Raw genomic sequence first — 12469 nt, forward strand, 5'->3', positions numbered from 1 at the left:
ACTTTTCTAACAGCAAGTTGGTGCAACTTGCAGACGTTTTTGAATGACGCCCGAACAAGACTGGATACATATGCGGTAATCTGCCAGGCAATTACATGTCGGTTTGCGGCATTGTAGTGGATCACGGTAAGATTTCAACTCACGAGCAATAATTCCCCCTCGTATGCATTGTTCATGTTTATATTGGTCGTAGCTTTTAGCAGCCGATACATCAGCGCACGTAGAACATCGACGACAATTATCCGTGCAAACGGTTTTACAGTGATCAAATTGTTTTTGACAGGATATTTTGCAGCTTGTCTGTTCAGGAGATGAGGGTTGCTTTACGCAGCTGGCAAGTACAGCAAAAATAAAAATAATACTTAAGCGAATAATGACGTGCATGGTAGTTCACTCTTCTTAATAATGTTAAGGCTACTGCTTTTATTTTGGTGGTTTTTAATTTCTTCCAGCAACGCTCAACTCATGACAACCACGCCGCTATGGTGAAGAAAGCCAGGAAAACCAGCAAAACAATCGTGGCGTGCTCTACAAGCGTTTCAGCTTTCGACATTAGCAATAATTCTTGTTCATCACCATCAACCGCATATAACCCACAAGTTTTTAACATCATCTGATTATTATCAGGCGATGTAAGGACATGGTTAGAAAAATAATGGATTCCTGCCTGAAAATGCCCCACCAATAAATATAACAACGCCGTCATTCTTGCTGGAACCCAATCCAATACTGCCGCTAGATAATTGGCTTGGACTTGCACCTTATCCTGATTTCGGCAAAGAGAAATGAGACGATAAGCCAATACTCCAAGCGGACCCAAAATAATATACCAGAAAATGACGGCGAATAATTGTCCATTGACTTCTGCCAGATAATTACCAACGTCATCCTGAATTGCTGATTCTGGTGATTGTGAGCATGCAGGATAAAATGGATGGCCTGGACCAAGACAATAATAAAAAATAATAAGGCTCAACAATAATCCAACAAAACCAAACAAAAAATGTTCAAAAAAATAAAAAATGATTGCCGTTGCCAGCAACAATGGCAATAAAACCAGAATGAGCATTATCCATGGATTTATCATCATGCGGTGCTCAGGGAATAATTTGATCACGGCATTAAAATAAGAAGTAAACCAATAAAATCGTTTATGAGCACTTACATGAACTAAAAAGCGTTCACTCAATAAGCAAAGAACAATAATCAAAAGCTTCATTTATTAAATTCCACATTAATCTTTACGCATTTTTTCAGATAATGACATTGGCGTAGGGTATTTTAATACCACCACATAGGAGGACACGATGAACGTTAAAATCGTTGTGGCCTGAATCAAATTGGATGCCACATCCGATATCAAATGACTATTTAAAGCAATGCTTGCAACCAATAAGGAAAACTCGCTGCCTTGCCCCAAGCGAATACCGACTTCTTTTGAAACCCGCTTTTTCTCACCAGCCTTAATCAATAGAAAGTAAAAACATAATGGCTTAAGCAATAACATTAGCACAGCCAAAATTAGTGCCGGTATTACAACTTGCGCAGCAAAACCAAAATTGAATGTTGCTCCAACTGAAAAGAAAAACATCACCAGGAAAAAATCACGTAAAGGCTTCAGACTCTCCGCAATAAACAATGAAATTGGACTGGCTGCCAAAGCAACCCCAGCGACAAAAGCACCTATGTCTTCGGATAATCCTAATTGATTTGCAAGAATCGACAAGCCAAGACACCAGCCAATAGACAATAAAAATACATATTCCTGAGTTCTATCAAAACGCGCTAGGAGTTTGACAAGAATGTAACGTTCTGCGGCAAAAGCCGATAATATGAGAGAAGGAAGAGCCACCCCAACTAAAACCAAATCATTCCAGGACAACCCACTACCTTCTTGCGCACCATTAATCAAGATAAGCACGACAATGGCTATTAAATCCTGCATTAATAACACACTGATCATGACTTCCCCAGTATGTTGATGATGCAAAATCGTCGTCGGTAATAGCTTAAGGCCAATAATGGTACTTGAAAACATCATGGCTGCGCCAAGCAGCCATGATTCAGCATTGGTTAAACCAAACCATCTTCCAATAAAATAGGCAATAATTGCAAAAAAGATAGAGCTGAACAAAGCAATCCAAGTCACTTTCTTCAGCATATGCACCAAATTTTGCGGCTGCAAGTGCAAACCCAACAAGAACAGCAGAAAGACTATCCCCATATCCCCCACTTGCTGTACAGCACTTAAATCCGGAACCAATTGCAAGCCCCACGGCCCTAATGCTGCCCCTAATAAAATATAAGCAACCAGTAATGATTGTCTGGTATAGAGCACAACGGTTGAAAAAGCAGCAGCACCACCAAAAATCAAAAAAATCGTATAAAAAACTGTACCATCATGCATATGCTCAATACCTCACAATCCAATTCATGCAACTAACACGCTGTCAATCATGAACTTTTAACGTTATCCTCACTGACCTGTTATAAACCTATATTCAATTACCGCCATGCTATCTTGCTTTTCAAAAGTAAGAGGAATACTCATCCTAATGATATCCTTCCCCAGCCGATTTGCCCCCAAAAACACGATAAGCGTACAAAGTATATCCTAACAACACAGGTAACATAATGACTACCCCAATTAAAATAAAAATAAGCGTCGTATTAGGGGCCGCCGCCTCCCAAATCGTAATCTCATGTGGGATCAAGTAAGGATATACACTGATTCCTATACCAACATAAGAGCAAAAAAATATGACAATACTATACACAAAAGGTTTAATCTCCTGCCCACAGGACAAGTTTTTCCAGACAAGAAACACCATCACCGCCGTGACGACTGGTAATGGCATCAGCAGAAACACATTGGGAAAACTATACCAGCGATTAAAAATTTCTTCATTATGTAAGGGGGTCCATATACTGACAAACACCAAAAATATGGCCACCATAATCAAAAATCCTTTCGCCAAATGAATCATTTTCTTTTGCAAGCTTTGTTCGCTTTTTATAATCATCCAGGTTGCACCTAATAACGCATAACCACAGATTACGGCAATACCTGTTAACAAACTAAATGGGGTTAGCCAATCCGAGTCACTGATAACCAATGCGGCTTCATTGATATTAAAGCCTTGTACAAACGCTCCCAAGATAACACCTTGCATAAAGGCTGCCATGATGGAACTCATCGCAAAAGCCCAATTCCAAATCGGCTTGGACGTTTCAGCTTTAAAACGAAACTCAAAACACACACCACGGAAAATCAATGCAATCAGCATGAGCATGATTGGCATGTATAAAATGGGCAATAATAATCCATACACAATAGGGAAAGCGCCATATAACATTGCTCCCCCAAACACTAACCAGGTTTCATTACCATCCCATACAGGCGCGATCGAATTCATCATCAGATCACGCTCACGCTCGCTTTGAGTAAACAAAAATAAAATGCCTATACCCAAATCAAAACCATCAAGGATAACGTACATGATGATGATGAAACCAAGAAGACTTGCAAAAATAAATGGCAACATTATTTTTTATCTCCAGAATGATCCGTCATATATTGGAAAATATGATGCTCTACTTCTTTTTCTTCTGCTCTTTCAGGACCTAGGCGAATGGTTTTAAAAAGATAATATAAATAGAAGCTAAATATGATGCCATACGCTAATACCAACAAGATGAACGAGATAATGACCTCTTCCTTATCTATAGCGGACACGGCCTCCGAGGTACGCATCAAATAATAAACGACCCAGGGTTGTCGACCAACTTCAGCAGTTAACCAGCCGGTAATGGCGGCAACAAACCCAAGCGGTGCCATGATTAAACTCCAGCATTGAAACCAGCGAGCGTTAAAAAGTTTTTGGCCTGGACGTAAAAATAAAGCCAGCAATGCCGTTACCAGCATTAAAACGCCAATACCCACCATAATTCGAAATGAAAAAAAGACCGGGGCAACGAATGGTTGAGCATCTCGGGGCACCGAGCGTAAACCAAGCAATTCGCCATCCCAATGATGTGTATTAATCAGACTGGCCAGTTTAGGAATAGAAATCACATATTCATTTTTTTGCTTTTCCTGAGAAGGCCATGCGAACAAGATTAAAGGGGCTCCTTTTTGAGTTTCCCAGACTCCTTCAATGGCTGCCGTCTTTAATGGCTGATATTTATGAACATTAAGACCGACCGTATCCCCAATGACAATTTGTGCAGGAACCAAAAATAACGCTGCCCACATGGCAACTGATAAAGATTTTCGGGCAACCTCATCGTGCTTGCCTTTTAATAAAAAATAACTTGCAATCCCGGCAATAACAAAACAAGTGGTGGTGTATGAGGCAAACAGCATATGGAACATGCGTGCCAGAAAAGAAGGATTAAAAACAATATGCCACCAATCATGAACAAGATATTTTCCATCAATCCATTCATACCCTGATGGGGTCTGCATCCAGGAATTAGCTGACATAATCCAGAAAGCAGATATGGTTGTTCCGATTCCAACCAATAAGGTTGCAGTAAAATGAATCGGAGGTGGCACACGCTTCCAACCAAACAGCATCACCCCTAAAAAACCGGCTTCCAGGAAAAAAGCGGTTAGTGTTTCATAGGCAAATAAAGCACCTAGCACATTCCCAAATTGAGAAATAAAAGGACCAAAATTTGTACCTATTTGATAGGCAAGAACAATCCCTGAAACTACTCCCATCCCGAACGTCAATGCAAAAATCTTCACCCAAAATTTACATATTTTGAGATAAAGAGGATTGTCAGTACATAGCCACGCCGCTTCCATACATACCAGAAAAAGAGCAAGGCCCAAATTCAAGGTAGGAAATAAGATATGAAAGCCAATGCTAAAAGCAAACTGTATTCTGGAAAGAATTTCAACGACCATGTTTTCTCCGTGATCCAATCACTTATTTAACAGCCATCCTAGAACATGACTAACAAAATCAAATCTTATCTTTATAGGCATGCTTAACCGCAATTTTTAATCCATCTTCAGTCAAAGAAAGAAAATTATAGTATGGATCAGCCGTTGTCCTTTCCAGCCATTCATTAGCTATGCAAATATCTGCAAGTTCATAAAGTTTCTCCAACGTAACATTGTAACCAAAATTTTGTTGCAACAGGCTAACCATATCCTGATCAATATTGAGAAAAACTTTATCGTGGGTTACTCCCCGAGCCTTTATTTCTTCATAAAAAATATTTAAAAGATCAAATTCATCCATAAAAATCCCTTTTTAATAAAATTACTCAATGATGACCTAATTTACTTTTTCCAAAAAGCTACAGTTTAATACCAACCTTAAGCAAAAAAATCAAACAACAAATTCAAATATAAGCTAGTCCACATATAATCAATTTTTTTAGCAAGCCACATTAAGTTCGAAGTGAATCGGGAGGTCAAATTAACATCAATAATGAGTTTTTCCAGCACAATTAGCAAGCAATTTAATTACTGATAGTTTTAGTGGTATTTCAGGTGACCAAAAATAACATGAAACATCTTTGAAGCAGGCAACACTGTTATTTCCTTACTACAATTATAGAAAATAGTCAAGGTTGAAAGCCATGAAAATTTCTCCATTTCAAGCATTAACACTTTTGGCTAAGCAGTACAGACATGCTGATGCTGGCTCTCGAGAAGCCCAAGTATTTGCACAAGTAAAGCATCTTTTCCTGATGGGTGTAGAAAACGAGAAAGATCTGCATATACTTAAAAATCTGTTAAAAGATAAGGCACTCAAAGACCATGAGATTGCATTAGTTGAGCCAAGCGAGTTCGTACTGCTGCGAAAAAAACCGGGGGAATTAACTGAGACAGAAGTGCCATTGTATGATGCGGCAAAAGCCAAACTGGAACTCATTAATAATGATCCGACCAGACGTTATTTTGAAAGCCTCCTATGTCACGACACCTTACGAGACAGTATTGATGGCTTGGATCAAACTGCATTACAGCACCATTTTGCTAAAGTTTTTGCTGAAATGCCTCAGTCCATGAAGATAATGGTACCCCTAATGATCTATAAGGGTAATGTCAATGACTTTGTCACTAAAATAAGTAGTACTGCTCCAGAATAGATTACTGCTATTCAAAAACTTGGCAATAGAAATAATTTTTCATCGTTCAGACCAGATGAAACCATTGGGTCAGAATCACCGGAAGATGTTTTAAAAGAAAGAATGGATAAAATGATGCTTCTTGTAAAAACAGCACATGCGGCAATGACTGCAGTAGAATGCCATAAGGATACTCATTTCCCATTAAATATTTATGGAGAAGCAGATTCCGTTTATTCAGGACCTAGAAGAGGTCGTACTAACCGTGTCTCTGACGATGGCGGCAAACAAGTTGTCAGGTCAAATAATATTGGCATTATGAGAAGTTACATGCCTGTATCACGAGATGATGTTTTATTTGAAGAGCCCTCCATGGAAACTGCAAATCAATATCGTCGTCCTGCTGATGCGTCAACTTATGTTGCTGGCGCCGATATGCCTGAAAAGTTTTTCTCATCCGAAGTTAGTCCCTTTGTCAATTCCATTTCAGGCACTATGCTGTGCCAATTGAGAGTAATGGCCAAATTACTTGAAGAGCATAAACTGGAATACGAAAACAATCCCGAGCAATTAAAAACATTTTTCAAATGTTTTATCTCATACATGATATATAATTCCGGTGGACATTCGTTACAAGAATTTACCGGTGTATTTCAACTCCCACAAGTACAGGCAATGTTCAAAGATATACCTGGATTTACAGACTTGAATCTCAGGCAATTATTCCAGACAGAAAATGATGCAAGCTTTATGAGCGCCATGGATCGTGCCATTGACTATAATGACAAACTTTTTATGAGAAACGCAGTTCATGCTGAATTAACAAGCACTACGGCAGAAAGTGAAGCGCGTGCCACTAAACTTTCTGATATTGAAGCAAGAATCAGTGAAAATTGGAAAAAATATCGTGCTCCAAAAACGGGGGAAGAAAAATTCGCAGCCAAACAATATCTTTTATCCGAAGAAGCACGTGCTTTTTATCGAGAACGTTTTTGCAATGCAGATGGTGAAATCAAAAGACCTACGAGATATGCTGCCAACGGAAGCGTTGCAGCCTATGAAACTCTGGTTTTTGATAGATTAAAAGGGGAAGAGCTTCAACGTGTAATTTTTGATAAATTACGATATGAAGTATTCCTGCATCACGATGAAGCTACGGCAAATGTACGCGCCAAATTAACACCTGCACGTCGAGAATTCGTGCCTATTCAAGAACGGATTGACTCCGCATTGGATTGTTTGCAGACAGGAAAAGATTCTGCAGACAAACAAAATGCTGCAGCACTTTTTATTATCAAACAAATCAATGCTGCCAAAAGAATGCGACATGAAGATCCAGAAACTTTTTTATCAGAAGATGAAGGCTCAGCTCAGAAAGTTCGAGAGGTTTTCTCAAAGCTTAAAGGTGAAAGCCCCTCTTTTGGTGCAGAAGTTTCTGCGGAAGATGCTGAACTCAATGCCTCTGTACTGGATTACCTTGAATCCATTCGCGAAAAAAGAAAGCTGGTTTTTATCAAGTTTCCTCAGAGGCACCTTCTTTTGCATCTCTATTAGACAAAGCATATGCTGTGTACACAGATGAGCACGCTCATCTCATGGATAAAGAAATTGCTCAAGAATTTATAATTTATGCATTGGACATCCAAAACCCTGCCTTTAAACTAAATGAGCAAATAGAAACAGCAATGGCACTAAGAGCGCTTATTAAAGATAAAAATCCAAACTTTATCCCTGGACGCTCACCATTGCCTCGAGATGTACTAGCACCTGAAGTGCTGGCAGCCGTTTCCCAGACTGCCAGATTCAGAAAAACGGATAACCCTACCATAAGATCAATGTTTGAGAGTAGCGAACTTCTTGATGTCATTACCCAGGCCAAACAAAAAGATCGCGGGGGAAAGCATGGCAAAAATCAGAAAACAATATTTTTTAATCCCTTAGAACGAGACTCTTTCCGAGTTGATATTCACCGAGGACTTTTCATGCGCATGGGGGAGCCAATCAGCACACATGACTCCATGTCGCATGGTAAAAAAGGGTTTGCTGCTTTTACCTTAGATGTGAATGGTGAGCTTTCTGTCTTTCCTCATATCGACCACGATAAAACGGGTATTGCTCATTCATCTATGAATGAAGGTCGTCCTGTTGTATGTGCAGGTGAAGTTCAGATTGAAAATGGTAAATTAAAGGCAATAACCACATACAGTGGTCACTACCGCCCAACACTCTATAATATCTATAAGGCATTAGATTATTTTCAAAGACGCGGTGTTGATGTCAGTGAAGCAAAACTTTATTCCTTTGAAAATCCTGCTGTCATGAATATCGCAGCCAAACCATCTCCGTACCCCAGGTTTTACGAAAGTCAGGCTCAAGACTTGCTACAAACTTATAAAGCCACTCTTAGAAAAGAATTGCATGCCATTAAACAAGATATTATGGACTATAAAACCAAACGAGAAGGTCTATGGCATACAATTTTCCATAAAACAGCCCTAACGGAAGAAAAACTAAAAATAGCAAAAGCGTTAATTGAATATTTAGAAACTCAAGAACAAGCACTGAATCGAATAGATAATTTGCAGGATTATGAAAGGTTTCTAATACAGTTAGAATCAATTGTGACGACTATGGATAAAGAAAATCGTGATGTTTCTAGTCATCATAACCGTCGAGAAGGTTTGCTTGCTGAAAAATTAACAAGCTTTACAGAAAAAATACAAGCAAGCAAAAGTGTTTTAAGAGCAGTTAGAGAGGGCCATGATTTGCCTGATGATAGAGATTTGAACAGCGAAGAAAGAACCACGGCGCTTAAAGGACTCGGGCGCCGGCAATCCTAACTATTGAAAATGATGTTACCATGCTGATAAAATTACGTCACTTCGTCCACCAAACCACATTTCTGATTGGCAGGAACTGCAATATCCATCAATTTAGGGTTAGGCAAGTTTAACGCATTCATTAAGTCGATGTATTCATGACGTGATTGTACCTGCAGCCGTGGATTAAATTTTTTTTCTTCACCAATGGTGCTGACCGTCATGCCATTATAATCATGACCAGGATAAACCAGAGTATCATCAGGCAAACTCAACAAGCGATTAAACAAGCTGTCGTATTGCATGCTGGGGTCACCATGTTGAAAATCTGTACGTCCAGTTCCACGAATAAAGAGTGTATCCCCGGTAAACACTCGATCACTCATTAAAAAACAATAGGAATCATCCGTATGCCCAGGAGTGTAAAGTACTTTAAGTTCAAACCCGTCAAAACTTAAAAGTTCCTCATCATTAAATCTTTTCATAACACAATTGGCTTTACTTTGTTTTCCCATCATCGTCACACAATGCAACTGTTTGTTAAGGTCTCCTAACGCGGTGATGTGATCAGCGTGCAAATGCGTATCCATCGCTGCAACCAGCCGTAAGCCAAGTTGCTCTATCAATTTCACATATTGATTAACGTTTCTTTTTACTGGATCAATAATGACCGCTTCTCGCCCATAACCGGCAGCAATTAAATAGGTATAAGTGGATGATTCATGATCAAACAATTGTCGAAATAGCATCTTTTTGCTCCCTTTTTATTATATTCATTGGCCTGTGTTGCGTTTAAAACGTAATAAGGCATGATTTGCACGTAAAACAGCGGTATTCATTGCTTCTTTAGGACTCTTAATGCCAGCAAAAATAGCTTCCAGTGATTCATCATTGATAACACGGATTTGATTTTGCATACCCAAGTGACAACCATTTGCTTGCATTTGCATTCCTGCCAATTCATGTTGTGCTAACGTAAGAGAAGGATGTTGTTTTCTGTCCACAAAAGATTGATAAATACCACCTACCCCTAGAGGTAAATAGCCTGTATTTCGATGCCATTGTTGTTGCACTTCTGGCTGTGCCAAATAGACAAAAAAACGGGCAATTCCCTCATATTGAATCGCCGATAAACCTGCAACAACCCAAAGAGCAGCCCCGCCGGAAACATTCGTATAACGTTTAACACTAGCTTGTTTATCCAGAGGTATCGGTGCTACACCCACCTTGAAGGGCACGAGATTAACCAAACTATTATACGCGCCAGACGATTGACTAAAGAGCGGACATCGCCCACTGGTAAACAGCAGCGTTGGATCATCCGTACGTCCACCATATTCAAAATAATGAAGCCTTTGCCAACGCACCAACCGTTCAAGATGACGAATCACCTGCGGATTATTATACAATGCTTGCCTACCATAAACATCAATCATAGGCAAACCATGAATGGCTGCAAAAGATTCCAGTAAAATCCATGCTGGATGGGCAGAAGTATAAACACAAGGGTAGCCGGCTTTCTTAAGTTGTTCAGCCAAAACTTCCAATTCTTCCCACGTCTGCGGGAAATTCTTGGCAGTATATCCAATCTTGGCTAATGCATCCGCATTATAAAACATGGCAGGCACTGAAACGTTAAAAGGCATCGCCATCAAACGGCCATCTTCACTATAATAATCACGCACGGCAGGGAAAAAATTATTTTGGGGCAAAGAAAGCCCTTGCTCTTGCATCAACTGCCCAACGGGCTTAATAATGCCAGCAGGCGCCAGCATGGTTGGTTTACCTACTTCAAAAATCTGCACCATCGCCGGTGGTTGTTTTGCCTGGAAAGCAGCGGCAAAACTGGTTAAACATTCAAGATAATCACCCTTATAAATGGGTTTTATAAAATAATCCGATTGGTTTTGATTAAATCCATCAGTTAATTTTTTGACTTCTTCTCCCAGCTTCCCTGCCAATGAATGCCACCATATAATTTCTATGGGTTTGGCCTGTGAAGGCATAGAGAATATGAACATCACTATTGCCAACATCACAGCCCATTTTATCTTAAAACAAGAAATCATTTACATTTAACCAATCAGGACAATAAATCCGGATAATCACTGAAGACAGCATCCACTCCCCAGCTAAATAACTTTTTGGCCTGGCGCCTTCGATTCACCGTATAAGCGCATACTTTATAATGATGCTGTCTGATTTCCTCCACACGTGACTTTGTTAATGCCCGTTTATTTAAATGCACAGAATAACAATTTAATTGCTGTGCCGTATGTAACCAGTTTTCTTGCCACTCATCCAACAATAAGCCCAGGGGAATTTCCGGCGCAATGCTATGACACAGTTGCAACGCTTCCAATTCAAAACTGGATAATAAGGGCCAAGCCTTATCCTGAGGCCAATACCGATTTAAATGGCTTAAAACCGCTACAGTGGTGGCCTCCGTTTGCCCAGGATAAGGTTTTATTTCAATATTAGCTTGAACATTTGCAGTAATCAGCCAATCCATTGCTTCCTGTAACGTAGGAATATGTATACCGCGAAATTGTTTGGAAAACCAACCGCCGGCATCCAAGGTTTTCAATACGGCTGATGAGGTTAGTCCAAATGCACCACGTCCGTTGGTTGTTCTCTGCAAGGTTTCATCATGAAATATAAAGGCCTCATGGTCAGCACTTAACATCACATCAAATTCAATAAACCGACATCCCATCGCTAATGCCTTATCAAAAGCAACTAACGTATTTTCAGGTGCATAAGCAGCAGCACCGCGATGACCTATAATCCGCTCCATCTGTAACAATTTAATTCTCCGCTTGACGGCTGGAAGCCACTTGCACGATGGCTGTCATAACCAATTCATTACTGACGGTTAAAGCAGGCGCTGGAGCAGCGATAGCCATGGTGTTAATCATCTCTCGTGCTTGATATGCTTTAGGTTGCGGCATCGGCAGCGAATCGCCATCAATAAATACCAGATCATACACACTGTACACCTGACCAGTGTATACTTTATTTATCCTGGTCAATTCGTTTTGTACTTGATTATATAATTGCTCACGCAACGCGTTTTTTACTTCCTGAACCTCTTCAAGACTCGGCTTAAATTCAATGGAACCAATTTCATAATTGGTCCCAGGTCTGCTAACCGCTTTTGCATTTTTATACACGTCAGTCAAACTGGACTGATCCACGCGAGCTTGGGCTTGTACAGTCAATTTTTCCAGTCCCGAACTGTCTTGTGAACGATCAAATTGAGTCAAATGCCATTCTCCCTTTGCTATTTTTCCCAGCTGCATCATGATATCTGCGCGCGCTTTAATCAATTCAGCGTTATTAAGTGTGGCGTTGATGTTTACGGTGAGTAAGGCCGTTTTTGTACTGACCCATTGTTTTGCCGAAACTTGGAAGGCTATTTTATCAAGTGCGGGCTCAGGCGTATCACACGTATATCCTTGCGTACTAAACAAAACCAAGCCAAGTAGTCCGGCTATTTTCTTCATTTTTTTCTCCAAAATGATAAAAAATCTAGTGTACGCTATGTTTTACTTTTATTC

At 39.9% G+C, this 12469-nt stretch carries 13 protein-coding genes; 3 read left to right on the forward strand and 10 right to left on the reverse strand.

Annotated elements, in window-relative coordinates; genetic code table 11:
- Positions 1–6: 6 nt before the first annotated feature.
- The 6 genes from LOA_RS08115 to LOA_RS08140 all read right to left on the reverse strand — a co-directional run bounded on the left by LOA_RS08115 (position 7) and on the right by LOA_RS08140 (position 5255).
- Complete coding sequence (locus tag LOA_RS08115; RefSeq protein WP_025385895.1) at positions 7–384, reverse strand: hypothetical protein; 378 nt, start codon at positions 382–384, stop codon at positions 7–9.
- Between the two features lie 79 nt (positions 385–463).
- On the reverse strand, positions 464–1219 hold the full coding sequence (gene ampE, locus LOA_RS08120; RefSeq protein ID WP_025385896.1) for a regulatory signaling modulator protein AmpE: 756 nt from the start codon (positions 1217–1219) through the stop codon (positions 464–466).
- A 15-nt stretch (positions 1220–1234) separates the two neighbouring features.
- Entirely contained in the window at positions 1235–2407 is a 1173-nt protein-coding gene (locus tag LOA_RS08125) for a cation:proton antiporter (protein ID WP_025385897.1), read from the reverse strand.
- Between the two features lie 145 nt (positions 2408–2552).
- On the reverse strand, positions 2553–3545 hold the full coding sequence (cydB, locus tag LOA_RS08130) for a cytochrome d ubiquinol oxidase subunit II (protein WP_025385898.1): 993 nt from the start codon (positions 3543–3545) through the stop codon (positions 2553–2555).
- A complete protein-coding gene (locus LOA_RS08135) occupies positions 3545–4915 on the reverse strand; it encodes a cytochrome ubiquinol oxidase subunit I (protein ID WP_025385899.1) in 1371 nt (456 codons plus the stop codon). Before LOA_RS08135 ends, cydB begins: the two co-directional genes overlap by 1 nt.
- 58 nt (positions 4916–4973) lie before the next feature.
- Positions 4974–5255 carry a hypothetical protein gene (locus tag LOA_RS08140; RefSeq protein ID WP_025385900.1) on the reverse strand — a complete coding sequence of 94 codons (282 nt, stop codon included), beginning with the start codon at positions 5253–5255 and terminating at the stop codon, positions 4974–4976.
- 343 nt (positions 5256–5598) lie between these two features.
- Here LOA_RS08140 and LOA_RS08145 point away from each other — a divergent pair, with 343 nt between their 5' ends.
- The 3 genes from LOA_RS08145 (at position 5599) to LOA_RS13775 (ending at position 8930) form a co-directional block, all read left to right on the forward strand.
- A complete protein-coding gene (locus LOA_RS08145) occupies positions 5599–6111 on the forward strand; it encodes a hypothetical protein (protein ID WP_025385901.1) in 513 nt (170 codons plus the stop codon).
- Between the two features lie 111 nt (positions 6112–6222).
- Entirely contained in the window at positions 6223–7644 is a 1422-nt protein-coding gene (locus LOA_RS08150; protein WP_158423036.1) for a hypothetical protein, read from the forward strand.
- 14 nt (positions 7645–7658) lie between these two features.
- Positions 7659–8930, forward strand: coding sequence for a hypothetical protein (locus LOA_RS13775; protein WP_025385903.1), 1272 nt, complete (start codon positions 7659–7661; stop codon positions 8928–8930).
- A gap of 32 nt (positions 8931–8962) precedes the next feature.
- Here the strand turns inward: LOA_RS13775 and LOA_RS08160 are convergent, their stop codons facing one another.
- The 4 genes from LOA_RS08160 to LOA_RS08175 form a co-directional block, all read right to left on the reverse strand.
- A complete protein-coding gene (locus LOA_RS08160; protein WP_025385904.1) occupies positions 8963–9658 on the reverse strand; it encodes an MBL fold metallo-hydrolase in 696 nt (231 codons plus the stop codon).
- 24 nt (positions 9659–9682) lie between these two features.
- Complete coding sequence (locus tag LOA_RS08165) at positions 9683–10930, reverse strand: extracellular solute-binding protein (protein WP_237757981.1); 1248 nt, start codon at positions 10928–10930, stop codon at positions 9683–9685.
- A 62-nt stretch (positions 10931–10992) separates the two neighbouring features.
- Positions 10993–11706, reverse strand: coding sequence for a glycerophosphodiester phosphodiesterase (gene ugpQ / locus LOA_RS08170; RefSeq protein ID WP_118996654.1), 714 nt, complete (start codon positions 11704–11706; stop codon positions 10993–10995).
- Positions 11707–11716: 10 nt separating this feature from the next.
- The gene (locus LOA_RS08175) at positions 11717–12415 is read right to left on the reverse strand and encodes a hypothetical protein (protein WP_025385907.1); all 699 of its coding nucleotides are present in this window, start codon (positions 12413–12415) and stop codon (positions 11717–11719) included.
- Positions 12416–12469: the final 54 nt, after the last annotated feature.

Source organism: Legionella oakridgensis ATCC 33761 = DSM 21215 (assembly GCF_000512355.1).
Lineage (GTDB): Bacteria > Pseudomonadota > Gammaproteobacteria > Legionellales > Legionellaceae > Legionella_A > Legionella_A oakridgensis.

What these genes read in the sequence shown, in the direction of transcription:
- LOA_RS08125 (WP_025385897.1), bottom strand. Translation starts at nt 2,407, where the DNA reads ATGCATGATGGTACAGTTTTTTATACGATTTTTTTGATTTTTGGTGGT.
- ampE (WP_025385896.1), bottom strand. Translation starts at nt 1,219, where the DNA reads ATGAAGCTTTTGATTATTGTTCTTTGCTTATTGAGTGAACGCTTTTTA.
- LOA_RS08175 (WP_025385907.1), bottom strand. Translation starts at nt 12,415, where the DNA reads ATGAAGAAAATAGCCGGACTACTTGGCTTGGTTTTGTTTAGTACGCAA.
- LOA_RS08145 (WP_025385901.1), top strand. Translation starts at nt 5,599, where the DNA reads ATGAAAATTTCTCCATTTCAAGCATTAACACTTTTGGCTAAGCAGTAC.
- ugpQ (WP_118996654.1), bottom strand. Translation starts at nt 11,706, where the DNA reads ATGGAGCGGATTATAGGTCATCGCGGTGCTGCTGCTTATGCACCTGAA.
- LOA_RS08160 (WP_025385904.1), bottom strand. Translation starts at nt 9,658, where the DNA reads ATGCTATTTCGACAATTGTTTGATCATGAATCATCCACTTATACCTAT.
- LOA_RS08140 (WP_025385900.1), bottom strand. Translation starts at nt 5,255, where the DNA reads ATGGATGAATTTGATCTTTTAAATATTTTTTATGAAGAAATAAAGGCT.
- LOA_RS08150 (WP_158423036.1), top strand. Translation starts at nt 6,223, where the DNA reads ATGATGCTTCTTGTAAAAACAGCACATGCGGCAATGACTGCAGTAGAA.
- LOA_RS08115 (WP_025385895.1), bottom strand. Translation starts at nt 384, where the DNA reads ATGCACGTCATTATTCGCTTAAGTATTATTTTTATTTTTGCTGTACTT.
- LOA_RS08135 (WP_025385899.1), bottom strand. Translation starts at nt 4,915, where the DNA reads ATGGTCGTTGAAATTCTTTCCAGAATACAGTTTGCTTTTAGCATTGGC.
- cydB (WP_025385898.1), bottom strand. Translation starts at nt 3,545, where the DNA reads ATGTTGCCATTTATTTTTGCAAGTCTTCTTGGTTTCATCATCATCATG.
- LOA_RS08165 (WP_237757981.1), bottom strand. Translation starts at nt 10,930, where the DNA reads ATGTTCATATTCTCTATGCCTTCACAGGCCAAACCCATAGAAATTATA.